The sequence below is a fragment of the Psychromicrobium ferritrahens genome (assembly GCF_043789415.1).
Lineage (GTDB): Bacteria > Actinomycetota > Actinomycetes > Actinomycetales > Micrococcaceae > Renibacterium.
Genome location: NZ_JBDLLW010000001.1, coordinates 121457 through 137647, shown reverse-complemented (window position 1 = coordinate 137647; position 16191 = coordinate 121457). Strand labels below are relative to the sequence as shown.

Here is a 16191-nt window from a genome sequence, read left to right as displayed (position 1 = left end):
AGCGGGTCAGATGTCTTGCAAACATCTGACCCGCCCCGCCAGTTTATTAAGTCCTTTGTCCCACTGAGTGTTTCAGAAGTTGTGAAAGTTCATCTGAAACAGTCACTTCCGTAACTCCAGCAACATTCAGTGGGACAGCTGGTCTGAGACGGAGGAGCACACAGCCATAGGCCCTAAGAGAGCGACAGGGGCCGAACAGCTAAGAGTGGGGCGCGAGGGCCCCGACGTGGCGACGCAGTCGACACTTCGGGAGCGCCCCACTCGTCAGCGGACGTCTTCGTCGACCCAGTCCATCGACTTGGTGACGGCCTTCTTCCAGAGCCGCAGCTGACGATCCCGCTCGGCATCTTCCAGCTGCGGCTCCCAGCGCTTGTCTTCGGCCCAGTTCGAGGAAAGCTCTCCCAAACCGTTCCAGAAGCCGACCGCTAGCCCAGCAGCGTAGGCAGCACCCAGCGCGGTGGTCTCAGTGACCCGGGGACGAATCACCGGGACACCGAGAATATCGGCCTGGAACTGCATCAGCGCATCGTTGGCGACCATCCCGCCGTCGACCTTCAACTCGGTCAGTGGCACACCCGAATCCGCATTGACCGCATCCAGCACCTCGCGGGTCTGGAAGGCGGTAGCCTCCAACGCAGCCCGGGCGATGTGATTGCGATTGACATAGCGGGTCATCCCGACGATCGCACCACGAGCATCCGAACGCCAGTACGGTGCGAACAAACCGGAGAACGCCGGAACGATGTACACCCCACCGTTGTCCTCCACAGCAGCTGCGAGCTCTTCTACTTCGGGCGCGCTGGAGATCATCCCCAGGTTGTCCCTGAGCCATTGGATCAGTGAACCGGCGACGGCGATGGAGCCTTCCAGCGCATAGTGCGTCGGTGCGTCGCCGAGCTTGTAGCCGACGGTGGTCAGCAAGCCGTTCTTCGAACGAACGATCTCTTCGCCGGTGTTGAAGATCAGGAAGCAACCGGTGCCGTAGGTGTTCTTGGCCTCGCCGGCCTCGAAAGCAGCTTGGCCGAAGGTCGCGGCCTGCTGGTCACCGAGGATTCCGGCCACCGGCACCTCACGCAGCAACTGCGAGGTGTGCACCGTGCCATAGACCTCGGAAGAGGACTTGATCTCGGGCAGCATCGAGGCTGGAACCCCGAAGGCGTCAAGGATCGACTGATCCCAGGACAAGGTCTCCAGATCCATGAACATGGTCCTGGAGGCATTAGTGACGTCGGTGATGTGCACCCCGCCGTCCACGCCGCCGGTCAGGTTCCAGGTGACCCAGGAATCGGTGTTGCCGAAGAGCAGGTCCCCGGCCTCGGCCCGTTCCCGGGCACCTTCGACATTGTCCAGGATCCACTTGATCTTGGTGCCGGAGAAGTAAGTGGCCAAAGGCAGCCCGACTTTGTCCTTAAATCTCTCGACGCCGCCCTCGGCAGCGAGCTGATCCACGATGTCCTGAGTCCTGGTGTCCTGCCAGACAATCGCGTTGTAGACAGGCTCACCGGTCTTCTTGTCCCAGACCACCGCGGTTTCCCGCTGGTTGGTGATGCCGACCGCGGCAATATCGTGCCGGGTCAGGTTCGCCTTCGACAGAGCGCTGCCGATCACCTCTCTGGTGTTGTCCCAGATCTCTGTGGCATTGTGCTCAACCCAGCCAGCCTTCGGGAAAATCTGCTCGTGCTCCTTCTGGCCGGTAGAGACGATATTGCCGTCGTGGTCGAAGACGATGGCCCTGCTCGAAGTGGTTCCCTGGTCAATGGCTATAACGTACTGCGGCATGATGAACTCCTTTGTCGATGCCTGTGATTGCGGAAGTGGTGTTGCTACTTAACCCAGACAGAGACCAAAGGAGCGGCCACCGCGGCGATGGCGCCACCGATCAGCGGGCCGACCACCGGAATCCAGGAGTAGCTCCAGTCGCTGGAACCCTTGCCTTTAATCGGTAAGAAAGCGTGAGCAATACGCGGGCCGAGGTCACGCGCCGGGTTGATCGCGTAACCGGTGGGCCCACCGAGCGAGGCACCAATGCCCACCACCAACATGGCAACGGCAAGCGGGCCGAGCTCGGTCGGGGTTCCTGCGAACAGGATAATCACGAAGACCAGCACGAAGGTAGCGATGATTTCGGTCACCAGGTTCCAGGCCGTGTTCCGGATCGCCGGACCGGTGGAGAAGACTCCGAGCTTATTGGCGGCTTCCGGCTCGGCGTCAAAGTGCTGCTTATAGGCGAGCCAGCAGAGCACCGCGCCGATAATAGCACCCAGCAACTGGGCGATGATGTAGAGCGAGATGGTTCCGGCGTTGATATCGACGCCTTTGACGAACTCGTGGTCGCCCTGCATCAGCTTATTGATCGCGACGCCGACAGTCACCGCTGGGTTCAGGTGCGCTCCGGACTTAAAAGCGACATAGACACCGGCGAAGACCGCCAGGCCCCAGCCGAAGTTGACCATTAAGGTGCCACCGGCGTTACCTTTGGTCCCTTTCAGCGCGACATTGGCCACCACGCCGGTGCCCAATAGGATCAAAATGGCGGTGCCGAGTAATTCGGAGAGGAATATCTCCAGTAGATTCATCGTCTTTGACTCCTCAGTACGTGTCTTGCGCTGGCCTCAGGTGAACACCAGCGTTCTTGATGCTTCGACCCCCAACGGCCTTCAGGCAACCAAGTCCTGCACCTGAACCCGGTGGAAGCGGTCCAGGACAAACTCTGCGTGCTTGATCTCGAACTGTACCCTTTCGGCACTCCAATCCAGCGGGCCACGCAGAGCTTCGGCCAGTTCGGCCAGCAACTGCTCGGTGACCAAGCCTCGGAAGGCCAAAGAGGTCCGTCGAATCAGCACATCCACCAAATGTCCGAGCTGTTCGTGCTCCGCCATATAAGTCAGCTCACGAAGGCTCAGTTCATAGGTCGAATCTAGTACTTTGTCGGTGCCCGCCTCAAGGTACTTGATCACTTGCTCAGCTCTTGAGCCGTAACGGGTCAGCAAGACAGCCGCTCGCTCCGCGCTGATCTGCGCACTGGTGTGATCGAGGATCCAGCGCTCGACGGCGGCATCGCTCGCTGGGAAGCCGACCCCGCCGCCGATGGAGAGCTTAGCGGTGGAGACCTTGCGCTCCTTGCCGATCAGGGCGAGTACGTCGTTGCTCAGGTGCTCGCTGAGCGCGCGGAACGTCGTCCACTTTCCGCCGACCAGGCTGAGCACCGGGATGGAACGACCCGCCACCGAGCGATCGGCGCGTTCGATCCGGTAGTCCCGCGAGACGAAGCCGGGCTGAGTCGCATCGTGCTTGGGCAGCGGTCGCACCCCGGCGAAGGAGTAGACGATGTGCTCGCGCTCGACCTTGATCGACGGGAAGACGTGACCGACCAGATCGAAGAAGTAATCGATCTCGTCTTCGGTGCAGATCGCGTCCTCGCTCATATCGGCGTCGACGTCGGTGGTGCCGACCAGCACCCGATCCCCCATCGGATAGATCAGCACGATGCGGCCATCGGTGTGCTCGAAGAAGATCTCCCGCCCAGCGCAGGCGGCGAGCAGCTCGGGGTGATCCAGCACGATATGAGAGCCTTTAGTCCCGCCCATGAAGGAAGTCGCGGACCCCATGGCGGCATTGGTTTCATCGACCCAGGCACCGGTGGTGTTCACGATGAGATCCGGGGTGAAGCTGAAGCTCTCACCGGTCAGCTGATCGGTCAGTTCGACGCCGTCCTCGGAGATCTCCGTGACCGAGAGATAGTTGCTGGCTCGTGCCCGCGATTCCTCAGCGCGGACTCCCCCGGAACTGTTGCCTGCCTGCACGCCATCGCGCAGTACATCGAGGGTGAGCCGCTCCGGATTGTGCACCGAGGCATCGAAGTAGGTTGCGGCATATTTGATACCGGAGTTCAGCCGGGGCAAGGTCGCCAGGGCTTTTTTACGTCCCTGGAACTGATGCCGCGGAACATTGCCGCCGTCGCGGGAGAAGGAGTCATAGAGGCTGAGCCCTAGTTTGATCAGGAAGGCACCGCGCTCTTTTGGCTTTCCCTGCTGCTTATGAGTCAGGAAGCGCAGCGGTGCATTCAGCACACCGGAAACAGTGGAGAAGATCGGAATCGTCGTCTTGAGCGGCTTGACGTAGTGCGGAGCGATCTTCAGCAGGCCATTGCGTTCCTGCACCGATTCCTTGACCAAGCGGAATTCGCCGTTTTCCAGGTAACGGATCCCGCCGTGGATCATATGCGAGGAGGCTCCCGAGGCTCCCTGGCAATAATCGCCGCGTTCCACTAAGGCGACATCCACGCCTTGCAAGGCCAGATCACGGAAGGTTCCGACGCCGTTGATGCCACCTCCGATCACCAAGACTTGCGCCCGCGGGCGCTCGCGAAGAGCACGGACGTCGTCCCGCTCGGTGCTGAAAGGAACTGCGATGTTCTGTTGCTCGGTCATAAGCTCTATTCTTTAAAGGTTCTGAAATTTCAGTCAAGTCAGATGCACAAACGTGCAGAATGGTTGTGTCAGATGCCCAGGCACCCCTCTTTGAGCAACTCCGATAGCCTGCGCGCTGCTCAGATGTACTATTTGCAGGACCTCACCATGGACGCCATAGCGCATGAGCTGCGCACTTCTCGCTCCACCGTCTCGCGGCTGCTCGCAGCGGCGCGGAACAGCGGCCTGGTGCAGATCCAGATTCGCTCGCCACGCGAGATAGCCCCTGAATTGGAGCGACAGATCCGTTCCCGCTTCCACGTCGATGCGCACGTGGTACCGGTCCCGGACACCCTCAACGAAGGCGAGGTGCTGGACCGGGTGGCACTGCAAGCCGCCAGAACGATCACTCCGCTGGTGGATTCCAACGCCGTGGTGGGGGTGGCCTGGGGCTCCACTCTCAGCGCGGTAAGCCGTCATCTGCGGCAGAAAACCACTCATGATTGCACAATCGTGCAGCTCAATGGAGCAGGAAACACCCGGACCAGCGGCATCACCTACGCCTCGGAGATCCTGCGCCGCTTCGGTCACGCCTACAGCGCGAGAGTGGAGCAGTTCCCGGTGCCCGCCTTCTTCGATCGCCCGGAGACCAAAGTCGCGATGTGGAATGAACGCAGTGTGCAACGGATCCTGCAATTGCAAGAGCGGATGACCATGTCGGTTTTCGGTGTGGGTTCGACCGATGCCGATGTGCCCAGCCATGTTTACTCCGGCGGATACCTGGACGAAACCGATCTTGATGAGCTGGCCGCGAGTTCGGTGGTGGGCGATGTTGCCACGGTGTTCTTCCGCGCAGACGGCAGCGATGCTGGCATCGCCATGAACGAGCGGTCTTCCGGTCCGCCGCTGTCCTTGCTCCGCCAGGTGCGGCGCCGTATCTGCGTGGTCTCCGGGGTATCCAAGATCAACGGTCTGCGCGGTGCCCTGGCCGCCGGACTGGCCACCGAACTGATCCTCGACGAGGCCACGGCACGCCGCCTGGTCGAAGAGAGCACTCCCATCTCAGAGCTGAGCCGGTAAAGTCGAACCATGACCTCCCCGCTGCTGACGCTCAATTCCGGTGCCCGGATTCCAGCCCAGGGCTACGGCGTCTACAAGGTGCCGCCCCAGCAGACCCGGACGCTCGTCCGGCAGGCCCTCGAAACGGGTTACCGGCTGATCGACACCGCCGCTTTCTACCTCAACGAAGAGGGCGTAGGACAAGCCGTCCGAGAAGCTATCGCCGACGGCCTGGTGAACCGGGAGGACCTGTTCATCACGAGCAAGCTCTGGAATGACCAGCAGGGCTACCATAAAGCGCTGCACGGCTTCGATGAGTCAATGGCACGGCTCGGCCTGGACTATCTGGATCTCTTCTTGATCCACTGGCCAGCGCCCCAGCAAGACCTCTACCGCGAAACGTATCAGGCTTTCGAGAAGCTGCTCGCTGATGGCCGGGTTCGCGCTATCGGGGTGAGCAATTTCTTGCCCGAGCATCTCGAACGATTGCTGCAGGACAGCTCGGTCATACCCGCTGTGAACCAGGTGGAAATGCACCCTTGGTTGCAGCAAGGGCCGCTGCGCGCTTTCCACGCGCAGCACGGCATCCTCACTCAGGCTTGGAGCCCGCTGGCCAGGGGCAAGCTGCTCGAGGATCCGCAATTGCTCTGCCTCGCCCAGGAATTGCAGATCAGCGTTGCCCAGCTGGCTCTCTGCTGGCTGCGGGATCTTGGGGTGAGTGCGATTCCTAAGGCCTCCAGCCCGGAACGCATGAAGCAAAATTTCGAGCTGCCCGCGGAGGCGCTCTCCCCGCAGATACTGGCACGGATCGCCCAGCTCGATCGGCATCAGCGAGTGGGTTCCGATCCGAGGACGGTCGGATGAACAACTACTCCCCTCGGCTCTCAGATCGGGTTCAGGAGCATTCGCTCGAATTGCCGAACGCCACCATCCGTTACTGGGATTACCGCGCCCTACCCGCAGATGCAGCCTCAACTGAGTCCGCTCCGATCCAAGAACGAACCATTGTCGTAGTGCACGGATTCCGCGGCGATCATCACGGCCTGGAACGAGTGGTTGAGGCCTTGCCTCGTCACCGGCTGGTGATGCCCGATCTGCCCGGTTTCGGTGAGTCCACGGCGTTCCGCGGGCGTGAGCACAATATCGCGAGCTACTCCGAGTTCCTTGCGGAGTTCCTCGATGCTCTCGGCTTCGGCCAGGAGGTGGTCTTGATCGGTCATTCCTTCGGCTCTATCGTGGCGAGCCATTTCGTCGCCGAGCACCCCGGACGGGTCTCGGAACTGATCCTGATCAATCCCATTGCTGCTCCCGCACTGGAAGGCCCGCGCGGCGTGCTGTCCAAACTCGCTCAGTTCTATTACTGGGCTTCGGCCAAGCTACCTGAAGGCCTTGGGCAGGCACTGTTACGCAGTGGCCTGATCGTGCAGGTGATGAGCAACACTATGGCGAAGACCAAAGACCCAGAGCTGTTGCGCTTCATTCACGCCCAGCATCACGCCTATTTCAGTTCCTTCGCTAACCGAGACATGTTGCTCGAGGCCTTCAAAGCGTCGATCAGCGGCAATGTACGGCAAGTAGCACAGCAGCTCAGCCTGCCCACCCTCTTGGTCGCCGGTGAAAAAGACGAAATAGCCGCCCTGCCCGCCCAGCAGCGGTTGCTCGCTCAGCTGCCGCACGGCGAGCTCACGGTGATTGACGACGTCGGGCATCTCATTCACTACGAGACGCCGGGCGAGGCCGCTCAGGCGATTGAACGATTCTTGACCGAACATCCGCACCCCTCGAAAGCCGATGCATGAAAATTGTGATGGACGCCCGGTTCACCCGCACTGATTTTCACGACGGCATCAGCCGTTATGGATCCAGCCTCATCGAGGCGACCGCCAAGATCGCCGATGTCACCATGCTGATCAACGATGAGCGGCAGCTCCAGCTGCTGCCCGAGGTGCCCTGGATCAAGGTCAATAGCCCGCTGTCTCCGATGGAATTGTTCGTCTCCCGGAAAGTCAATCCGCTCAACCCGGACGCGGTCTTCACTCCCTTGCAGACCATGGGTTCCTGGGGCAGGAAGTACGGCCTGATCTTGACCCTGCAGGATCTGATCTACTATCAGCACCCCGAGCCACCGGGGTTCTTGCCGTTGCCCGTCCGCGTGCTGTGGCGGCTCTATCACAAGGCCTACTGGCCTCAGCGGCTCTTACTCAACCGGGCAGACCTCGTGGCCACCATCTCGTGGACGTCGAAACGGCTGATCGAGGAATTCCGGCTCACCCAGCGGCCGATTCGAATCATCGGCAACGCCCCGCAGCCCGGGAAAACCCCTCGCGATCCGGTGATATCACCGGAGAAAACCCTGATCTATATGGGCTCCTTCATGCCTTATAAGAATGTGGAGACCATGCTGAAGGGAATGTCCGATCTTCCGGATTTCTCCTTGCACCTGCTGAGCCGGATCACTCCGGAGCGTCGCACCGAGCTGGAAGCACTGATCCCTCAAGGTGCCCGGGTGATCTTCCACAACGGGGTCAGCGATCAGGAATACGACGATTTAGTGCTGCGAGCCACTGCCGTGGTGACGCTCTCCAAAGCTGAAGGTTATGGCCTCCCCTTGGTCGAGGCAATGACCTTGGGCACTCCAGTCGTCGTGGCGGATACCGAGATCTTCCGAGAAGTGGGCGGAGACGCCGCGAGTTACGTCCCAGCAGAGGACCCAGCAGCCTTTGCCCGCGCGGTTCAGGCCCTCGCCGAACCCGAGGAGTGGCGACGTCGCTCCGTGGCTTCACTGCAGCGCGCCGCCAGCTACAGCTGGGAGCGTTCAGCCCAGGCTCTGCTCTCAATGGCCGAGGAAGCAGCTCAACTCCATCGAGTGAGGCGCTGACCGCCAATTTCGAAGGTCGCCATTAGTTGGTGAACCGCTGAACGATTAGCTCAAGAAGCTCATCGCCGGTGACGCCCCACTTTTCGCTGCCGAGGTGCCCGGCACGCTCTATACCGGCGATGCCGTGCGTCGTCGAGATGAGCAAGGCGCCGATCTTTCGCGCATCCGCTCTGTTCACGCTTTCGGCGATGATCGCCAGGAACAGCTCCTGGGCGTTCGAGGCCGCTTGCAGCAGAGGCTCGGGATTGCTCTGGGGAGTGCTGAACATCAAGGCATACAGATGTGGCTGCTCCCGCGCGACGCTGAGCATCATGGCCAGGGCGCGCTGTAGTCGCTGCGGGGCTGGCACCTCAGCAGCGGCCTGAAATTGCTCGAGCCATTCACTCACCCGGAGCCATCCCTCGACGGCCAATGCGGTCAGCAGCTCTTCCTTATTCTCGAAATGTCCATAAGGGGCGCCGCGTGAAGTACCGGCCCGCGCACCGACGGCGCGCAGCGTGACGGCGTTCGGTCCGCCTTCATCCAGGAGCTCTGCCGCAGCACCGATCAGAGCCCGGCGGGTAGCAGCCGCGGTCTCGGCCCGAGTAGTCATACGAACAGTTTACTTGACACTGTCACATAGAGTGTTAGCATTTTCATATGTCAACGTCATATGAAAATGAAGTGATCGTCATCAGCGGCGCATCCACCGGGCTAGGAGCGGCAACCGCCAGGCTCCTGGCAGAACAAGGCTTTCATGTCCTGGCGGGGGTACGGCGAGAGCAGGACGCCGAGCGACTTCGTCGGCCTGGACTGGAGCCAATACTGCTGGACGTCACCGAGCCCAGCCAGATCGCTCAGCTGGTGGAGAGAATGAACACCCTAGGGAAACCCCTGCGCGCCGTGATCAACAACGCGGGCTTTGCAGCGAACGCCCCCGTGGAGACCATGCCCCTGGAGACCTGGCGGAAGGTCTTCGACGTCAATGTCTTCGGGCTGATCGCTCTCACCCAGGCGCTACTGCCATCCCTGCACCGCAGCAAAGGTCGAGTGGTGAACATCTCTTCAGTGGGCGGACGGGTTGCACTGCCCGCCTTCGGGGCGTACTCAGGCAGCAAATTCGCAGTGGAGGGGATCAGCGACGCGCTTCGTCAGGAACTCGCGCCGCACGGCGTGCAGGTCGTGGTAGTCGAGCCGGGCGGAATGCGCACCGATATGGCGGTCCGCGGCGAAGAGATGGCTCACAGCCTGCTCGAGCGAATGACGCCGGAGCAGCGCTCCCGCTACAACGACACCATGCAGACATTCCTCAGCTATACCGCGTCTATGGAGCAAGCCGGGGTTAGCTCGGAACAGGCGGCAAAGACAGTACTGCGAGCGGTCACCGCCGAGCGCTCCCGCCCGAGATACACCATCGGGCGGGACGCCGCCGTGATGAGCCGGCTGATTCGCTTCCTGCCCGATCGCCTACTCGATCGAATGATCGCCTCAACTCTGCGCAGAAGCTCCAAGGCCGAGCGCTGATCAAAGCCCCGGCAAGGCTACGGACGAACTCGATCAGAGACTTCAGGCCGGCTGGCCGACCGCTCCACCCTCCATCATGGATCGCAGGAGATTCGCATCGTGCTCATCCAGGGGAACGATATTGCGCCGCAATTGATAACCCCAGTTCGCTTCAGCTGTCAGATGCAGTTGATTGCGAACCGACGCCAGCTCGACAGGCGCGGTATCGAGATAGCGGGCCCGACGTCGAAAGGGCTTGAAATCGCCTTCATCAGCCTGCCAGATCTCGTCATCGGCGATCTCCGCGATAGCGGTGAACTGCTGCAAAGGCGTTCGATCTCCGATTCTTTCGACGGATGAATAGTAGATCAGCGTGTCACCGGCGTGCATGCGGAGCAAGCCTGCGCGCTTTCCGTGCCCTATTTGAGCGATGCCGAGGCTGACCGCCCGACGGACGTGCTCGAAAGAAACCACACCCAGCCAGGCACTCACCCCAGAGCCCCTGACTTCTCGAAACCACTCATTCGCCGTCGTGGATGGTCACTCGATAACCATCCGGATCGGCAAAAGTGAAGGTTCGGCCGAAGGGTCCATCGATGGGTGCTGAGATGATCTGCACGTCGGCGGCCTTCAGTGCGTCGTGGAGCTGCTGAGCGTTCTCGGCGAGCAGCCAGATCCCAACGCCCTCCCCTAGCTGAGAGACCCCCTCCAGATCGGTTCCTGGCAAAGCATCCCGCACCGCAAAGGCGATCGGCCGGGTATCGAAGACCACCGCGTGGGGCGGGCTCACCTTAGCCCGGCTCAGGCCAAGCAGTTCCTGATAAAAAGCTGCTGAACGCTCCAGATCACGCACTTGCAGGGAAATAAAATCGGGGCCGATTGTCGTCATGGCAGAATCTCCTTCTATGTCAATATCCTGACATATCTAATATATGTCAAAATACTGACATGAGTCAAAGCGGCAACAGAGTGAATCTAAGAAGCTCGGTGGGATACACCCTCAAGCAGGCGACCAGCTCGCTGCGCTCAGCCATGGACGCGGTATTGCGCCCGCTGGGGATGACGGTATCGCAGTACTCCTGCCTCGAGCATCTGGCTCAGCGGCCGGGACTGTCGAATTCCGAGCTGGCCCGAGGAACCTTCGTCTCGCGGCAGTCAATGAACGTCCTGTTACAAGCCCTCGAACGCGATGGCCTGATCACCCGGCCCGAGGCAGCCCCGGTCGGACGGGCCTTGCCCGCTCAGCTCACTGCACTCGGCCGAAAAAAGCTGACGGCGGCCAGCCGCGCGGTTAAATCCGTGGAGGATCGGATGCTTCGAGATCTCGATGCAACTGAGCAGGAATCTCTGATGAGCCTGTTGACCAGCTGTATCGCTGCCCTGTCAGAGCCGATGTCGGCCAGTTAGCTCGTGGTCACAATACATCGACTCCATCGCAGCGGATCTGCACCGGTTCCGGGTGACGAGAAGCCGAAAGGCTGGCCTTGACCGCCCGGATCTCCGCTAGCAAGCTCTGCGCGCTGGCATAAGGGATGAAGACCAGCGTGCGATATTCGGCGTCCTCGGGCTCACTAGCAGCTGCGGGTAAAGCGATCAGAGTCGGTCCCACCACCCGAACCGCTGGATGCTTTTGCGGAATCTCCAGGCGTGCGACAAAGTCCTTAACCGCTAGGACCGATCCGGTGACCGCCACCAGCCTGACCGCCGGTGGCAGTCCGAGTTCTGAGCGTTGCGCGAATTCCCGCTCTGCAAAACCCGCTGGATCCCAGCGCACCATGGCGGCGGCGGCTTCGCTCTGAGAAGCCGTGAGTACCACGGTGCCACCCTCCTCCGCAGAACGGACCAGAGCAGCGGCAGAGAACCAGCGCCGTGCCGCTTCCTCTGCCGCGCGCAGGTTCTCACGCCTCATCAGGGTGTCCCCGTCCAGCAGCAAAGCTGCCGCATAACCCTGAGGAGCCACCGGTTCGGCTCCCACCGTGGCCACCACGAGCGCCGGTTTATCCGGAACAGCGGCTTTGACATGATCTCCTGCCGATGAGATCACCTGGGCTTGAGGGAAAGCCCTGCCCAATTCCTCTGCGGTACGCCCAGCTCCGCTGACCGTACGACGGAGTTGCTGCCCGCCGCAGTGCTGGCAGTTGAAGTTGTTCTCCGGGGTGCCGCACCATCGGCATTGCACCTCAGCACCAGCTTGGTTCTGCCCCAGTGGACCCGCGCAGTGTCGGCAACGAGCCGATTGCCGGCACGTCTCGCAGGCCATTGCCGGAAGGTAGCCACCACGGGCCACTTGGACCAGCACTGGACCGCTGAGCAGCCCTTGCTGAGCGATCTCCCAGGCACGGTGCGGAAGCCTGGCCAGAGCCGCCAGCGGATCTCGCTCGGTCTCGAAGCTGTCGGTGGTGCTCACCACCCGGGCGGCGAGTTTTCTAGTGGTTGAGCGCTGGGGGGTGATCGACTGAATCCAGCCCGTCTTCAGCAGCCTTTCCACCTCGGTGCTACGAGAGAACGCAGCGAGTAAGAGCGCCGCGCCCTGCTGCTCAGCTCGCAGCAAGAGCACCTCCCGGGCATGCTGATAAGGCGCGCGCCTTTCGATCAGCAGATCGTCTCCGTCATCCCAGCAACACAGCAAACCGAGATTTTTCACCGGCGCAAAGGCGGCAGAACGAGTCCCGAGAGCGATTTTGCATTCTCCGCTGAGCAGCTTGAGGAAGCTACGATATCTGGGAGTGGGCCCGTCATCGGCGGTGAGCCTGACGTAGCTTTGCTCACCGAGTAACTCGCTGACTGCCGCACACAGTAGATCGAGATCTCGTTGATCAGGTACTACCGCGATCGCTCCCCTGCCGCTGCCTGCGCAGACCGCGATCAGCTGAGCTAGTTGATGGTGCCAGGAGGATTCGCCATAAGCCTTGAGCGCCGAAAGAGCCGCGCGCGGCGAGCCCCCGGCGGCCAGATGCTCCATAAAGGGCTGGGCTAGATGGTAGCCCCGGAAGAGCTCCGGGCGAAGCGGGAAAACCGGGGGCGCCACGTCCTCCACAGCGACGAAACCCTGTTCAGCTTTAGCCATCCGGGGCGGCACCGCGACCCGCAGCACATCGGAAACGGTGCCCGCATAGCGGGCCGCGACGCTGTTCGCCAAGTGAAGGATCTCCGGAGTGAGCACTCGAAGCGGGCTCACCACTTTGCTGAGCGGGGCTAGACGACGCTCCGTGCTGGCAGTGGCCGCTCTCTCCAGCAGGAAACCATTCAACTCCTGACCAGCGAATCTCACCTTGACCCGCACGCCGGGCTGGGCGGAATGATCGAGTTCAGGAGGTACCCGATAATCAAAAGGGCGGTCCAGATGCGGCAATGACGACTCTATGAGCACCCGGGCGATGGGTAATTGCCCGGCTGATAGCTCGGGCTCCGAGCTATCAGGCAACGGCAATAGTGCTTCGGTCGTCAAGGCACTCCTTAGCAGACGATGGTGCCTCTAGTTAATCACGTGGTCAGGACATTCTTCGTCGGCTTCATCCTGACGTTGGGCCCCCGGCAGCCATCGCTCAGGCGCCGAAGAACGCCTTCAGCGCATCCACCCGGTCGAGCTTTTCCCAGGTGAAATCGGGGTCTTCGCGGCCGAAGTGTCCGTGTGCCGCAGTTTTTGCATAGATCGGACGCTTCAGATCCAGATCGTTGATGATCGCCTGAGGCCGCAGATCGAAGACCTCCCGAATCGCCTCGCCGATCTTCGCCGGATCGACCGTCTCGGTGCCGAAGGTCTCCACATAGGTGCCTACCGGGCGGGCTTGCCCGATCGCATAAGCGATCTGGATTTCAGCCCGGCGCGCCAGCCCGGCCGCAACCACGTTCTTGGCCACCCAGCGCATCGCGTAAGCAGCCGAACGATCCACCTTCGACGGGTCCTTCCCCGAGAAGGCTCCACCGCCGTGCCGTGCCATTCCGCCGTAGGTATCCACGATGATCTTCCGACCTGTCAGGCCCGCATCCCCCACCGGTCCGCCGATCACGAAAGCGCCTGCCGGGTTGAGGATATTACGGGTCGCGGAGATATCCAGACCGGAATCGGCCAGGACCGGATCGATGACCAAACTGGCGAGGTCGGCGCGGAGCTGATCCAGTGAAGCATCTTCCGCGTGCTGGCTGGAGATCACCACGGTCTCCACGCTGACCGGCCTATCGCCGTGGTAGCCAATGGTGACCTGGGTCTTGCCATCGGGGCGAAGGTAAGCCAGCTCCCCGCTCTTGCGCACTTCGGAGAGCCGTTCGGAAAGCCGGTGCGCCAAAAAGATCGGGGTCGGCATAAACGTCGCAGTCTCATCCGAGGCATAGCCGAACATCAGTCCCTGATCGCCGGCGCCTTGCAGATCGTAGCTATCAGTGCTGCCGGCGCGTGCTTCCAGGGAGTTGAAGACGCCGTCGAAAATATCGGGTGACTGCTGGCCGATCGAAACCGAAACACCGCAGCGAGCTCCGTCAAAACCATTAGCCGAGGAGTCGTAGCCGATGTTCAGAATGGTTTCCCGAACGATCTGCGGGATCTCCACGTACGCTTCCGTGGTGACTTCGCCCGCCACATGGACCAGGCCGGTGGTGGCCAAGGTTTCCACGGCAACCCGCGAATCCGGGTCGGCTCGCAGCAGTGCGTCCAAAATTGAATCACTGATTTGATCACAGATTTTATCTGGATGGCCTTCGGTTACTGATTCCGAAGTAAACAGCCTGAGGCCGGATGAAGATTCATTACTAAAAGTCACGTGTTCACTCTAACTTCCGCGGCCGCAGATGATGACACCGGCCACTACAGGGCTACTATTTTGTTCACAATTCGTTGGATGACGGCGCGAGCCACAGCCTGCTTGGATCCCTCTGCCTTGATCGGTTCTGAACCGTCCTGATCGAGGATCAAAACCTGATTGGCATCCCGGCCGAAGGTGCGCTCCTGACCCTCGGACCCTTGCCCCACCTGATTGAGGACCAGCAGATCGCAGCCTTTGCGGGCTAGTTTCGCCCGAGCGTAATCCAGCACATCACCGCGGTCATCGCCGGTCTCAGCCGCGAATCCGACAATGAACTGAGTTCCGCCCTGAGCATTCCTCTGGGCTACCACCTCGGCGAGAATATCAGGATTCCGCACCAGGGTGATCACCGGATCGGCTGAATCATCACGCTTCTTGATTTTGCTCTGCTCAGTGTGGTCAGGCCGGAAGTCAGCCACCGCAGCAGCCATGATGAGCACATCGGCGTCCGCTACCGCTTGCTGCACCGCAGCCCGCAGCTGCAGGGCGGTCTCTACCCGGATCAGTTCGACGTCGTCCGGTAATTCGACCTCGACGTGCGCAGCGATCAGCGTCACCTCGGCACCGGCTTCTTGCGCTGCACGCGCTAAAGCCACTCCCTGCTTGCCTGAGGAGCGATTCCCCAGATAACGCACCGGATCGAGTGGTTCAAGGGTGCCACCAGCGGTGATCACCACGCGTCGGCCCGCCAAAACAGCGCTCGATACGCTGCTGTGCCCGGCGGATTCGGTCAGAGCCATTGCCGCTGCGTAGATCTCTTCGGGTTCGGGAAGCCTGCCCGGCCCGGAATCAGCACCGGTCAATCGCCCCACCGCCGGTTCCAGTACGTGCAAGCCACGAGATCTCAGCGTGGCGACATTCGCCTGTGTCGCTGGGTTGGCCCACATCTCCGAATGCATCGCGGGAGCGAACAGCACCGGACCGTGGGCCATCAGCAAGGTGTTCGTCAGCAGATCGTCAGCGTGACCGCCGGCCGCCCGTGCCAGCAGGTCCGCCGTCGCCGGAGCGACCACCATCAGATCCGCCTGATGACCGAGCCTCACATGGTTGACTTTCTCGACCTGATCAAACACGTCATTGCTGACTGAGTGGCCGGAGAGTGCCTCCCAGGTGGCCGCCCCGATGAACTTGAGCGAGGCCTCGGTGGGGATCACCGTGACCGAATGCCCTGCCTCGGTAAAAAGCCGGAGCAGCGAAGCCGCCTTATAGGCGGCGATTCCGCCACCGACGCCAAGGATGATGCGCATTGACTGCGAGCTAGCTACTCGGTGATTTCCACGGCTTCAGGAGCTTCAATGGGCTTTGCCACCAGAAGACCCTCGTTGACCTCGCGCAAAGCGATGGAGAGCGGCTTCTCATTCAGCTTGGTGTCGACCAGAGGTCCGACGTGCTCGAAAAGGCCCTCGTGCAGCTGTGCGTAGTAGGCGTTGATCTGGCGTGCGCGCTTGGCGCCGAAGATGACCAGGCCGTACTTGGAATCCGCGGCTTCGAGCAGCGAATCAATCGGCGGGTTAATAATGCCTTCGGCAGGATTAGACACAAATACTCCAAAAATTACTGGGCT

Annotated in this window: 16 protein-coding genes; 6 read left to right on the top strand and 10 right to left on the bottom strand. The window is 61.1% G+C overall.

What is annotated here, in order from left to right; translation table 11 throughout:
* Window positions 1-264: 264 nt before the first annotated feature.
* The 3 genes from glpK to ABDK06_RS00625 form a co-directional block, all read right to left on the bottom strand.
* The gene (gene glpK, locus ABDK06_RS00635) at window positions 265-1779 is read right to left on the bottom strand and encodes a glycerol kinase GlpK (RefSeq protein WP_394937870.1); all 1515 of its coding nucleotides are present in this window, start codon (window positions 1777-1779) and stop codon (window positions 265-267) included.
* 44 nt (window positions 1780-1823) lie between these two features.
* On the bottom strand, window positions 1824-2576 hold the full coding sequence (locus ABDK06_RS00630; RefSeq protein WP_394937868.1) for an MIP/aquaporin family protein: 753 nt from the start codon (window positions 2574-2576) through the stop codon (window positions 1824-1826).
* 81 nt (window positions 2577-2657) lie between these two features.
* On the bottom strand, window positions 2658-4430 hold the full coding sequence (locus tag ABDK06_RS00625) for a glycerol-3-phosphate dehydrogenase/oxidase (RefSeq protein ID WP_394937866.1): 1773 nt from the start codon (window positions 4428-4430) through the stop codon (window positions 2658-2660).
* Window positions 4431-4472: 42 nt separating this feature from the next.
* On the opposite strand from ABDK06_RS00625, the gene ABDK06_RS00620 reads away from it, so the two are divergent.
* Genes ABDK06_RS00620 through ABDK06_RS00605 form a run of 4 tightly spaced genes read left to right on the top strand, consistent with a single transcriptional unit; the run spans window position 4473 to window position 8346 of the window.
* On the top strand, window positions 4473-5489 hold the full coding sequence (locus tag ABDK06_RS00620) for a sugar-binding transcriptional regulator (RefSeq protein ID WP_394937864.1): 1017 nt from the start codon (window positions 4473-4475) through the stop codon (window positions 5487-5489).
* A gap of 9 nt (window positions 5490-5498) precedes the next feature.
* On the top strand, window positions 5499-6332 hold the full coding sequence (locus ABDK06_RS00615; protein WP_394937862.1) for an aldo/keto reductase: 834 nt from the start codon (window positions 5499-5501) through the stop codon (window positions 6330-6332).
* Window positions 6329-7267 carry an alpha/beta fold hydrolase gene (locus ABDK06_RS00610; RefSeq protein WP_394937860.1) on the top strand — a complete coding sequence of 313 codons (939 nt, stop codon included), beginning with the start codon at window positions 6329-6331 and terminating at the stop codon, window positions 7265-7267. The genes ABDK06_RS00615 and ABDK06_RS00610 overlap by 4 nt, the downstream gene beginning before the upstream one ends.
* Window positions 7264-8346 carry a glycosyltransferase family 4 protein gene (locus tag ABDK06_RS00605; RefSeq protein WP_394937858.1) on the top strand — a complete coding sequence of 361 codons (1083 nt, stop codon included), beginning with the start codon at window positions 7264-7266 and terminating at the stop codon, window positions 8344-8346. The genes ABDK06_RS00610 and ABDK06_RS00605 overlap by 4 nt, the downstream gene beginning before the upstream one ends.
* 22 nt (window positions 8347-8368) lie before the next feature.
* Here the strand turns inward: ABDK06_RS00605 and ABDK06_RS00600 are convergent, their stop codons facing one another.
* Window positions 8369-8938, bottom strand: a complete 570-nt coding sequence (locus tag ABDK06_RS00600) for a TetR/AcrR family transcriptional regulator (protein ID WP_394937856.1) — start codon at window positions 8936-8938, stop codon at window positions 8369-8371.
* A 47-nt stretch (window positions 8939-8985) separates the two neighbouring features.
* On the opposite strand from ABDK06_RS00600, the gene ABDK06_RS00595 reads away from it, so the two are divergent.
* Window positions 8986-9849 (top strand): SDR family oxidoreductase, encoded by an 864-nt coding sequence (locus tag ABDK06_RS00595; RefSeq protein WP_394937854.1) that lies wholly within the window; start codon window positions 8986-8988, stop codon window positions 9847-9849.
* A gap of 42 nt (window positions 9850-9891) precedes the next feature.
* Here ABDK06_RS00595 and ABDK06_RS00590 read toward each other — a convergent pair whose 3' ends face one another.
* Both ABDK06_RS00590 and ABDK06_RS00585 read right to left on the bottom strand, forming a co-directional pair.
* The gene (locus tag ABDK06_RS00590; RefSeq protein ID WP_394937852.1) at window positions 9892-10320 is read right to left on the bottom strand and encodes an EVE domain-containing protein; all 429 of its coding nucleotides are present in this window, start codon (window positions 10318-10320) and stop codon (window positions 9892-9894) included.
* A gap of 28 nt (window positions 10321-10348) precedes the next feature.
* Complete coding sequence (locus ABDK06_RS00585) at window positions 10349-10717, bottom strand: VOC family protein (RefSeq protein WP_394937850.1); 369 nt, start codon at window positions 10715-10717, stop codon at window positions 10349-10351.
* Between the two features lie 59 nt (window positions 10718-10776).
* Here ABDK06_RS00585 and ABDK06_RS00580 point away from each other — a divergent pair, with 59 nt between their 5' ends.
* Window positions 10777-11235: a MarR family winged helix-turn-helix transcriptional regulator gene (locus ABDK06_RS00580; RefSeq protein ID WP_394937848.1), complete on the top strand. Its 459-nt coding sequence runs from the start codon at window positions 10777-10779 to the stop codon at window positions 11233-11235.
* Between the two features lie 7 nt (window positions 11236-11242).
* Here the strand turns inward: ABDK06_RS00580 and ABDK06_RS00575 are convergent, their stop codons facing one another.
* The 4 genes from ABDK06_RS00575 to rpoZ all read right to left on the bottom strand — a co-directional run bounded on the left by ABDK06_RS00575 (window position 11243) and on the right by rpoZ (window position 16167).
* On the bottom strand, window positions 11243-13276 hold the full coding sequence (locus ABDK06_RS00575; protein WP_394937846.1) for a primosomal protein N': 2034 nt from the start codon (window positions 13274-13276) through the stop codon (window positions 11243-11245).
* Between the two features lie 97 nt (window positions 13277-13373).
* Window positions 13374-14585: a methionine adenosyltransferase gene (gene metK, locus ABDK06_RS00570; protein WP_394937844.1), complete on the bottom strand. Its 1212-nt coding sequence runs from the start codon at window positions 14583-14585 to the stop codon at window positions 13374-13376.
* A 44-nt stretch (window positions 14586-14629) separates the two neighbouring features.
* Window positions 14630-15874 (bottom strand): bifunctional phosphopantothenoylcysteine decarboxylase/phosphopantothenate--cysteine ligase CoaBC, encoded by a 1245-nt coding sequence (gene coaBC / locus ABDK06_RS00565; protein WP_394937842.1) that lies wholly within the window; start codon window positions 15872-15874, stop codon window positions 14630-14632.
* 14 nt (window positions 15875-15888) lie between these two features.
* Window positions 15889-16167: a DNA-directed RNA polymerase subunit omega gene (gene rpoZ, locus ABDK06_RS00560; protein WP_394937840.1), complete on the bottom strand. Its 279-nt coding sequence runs from the start codon at window positions 16165-16167 to the stop codon at window positions 15889-15891.
* Window positions 16168-16191: the final 24 nt, after the last annotated feature.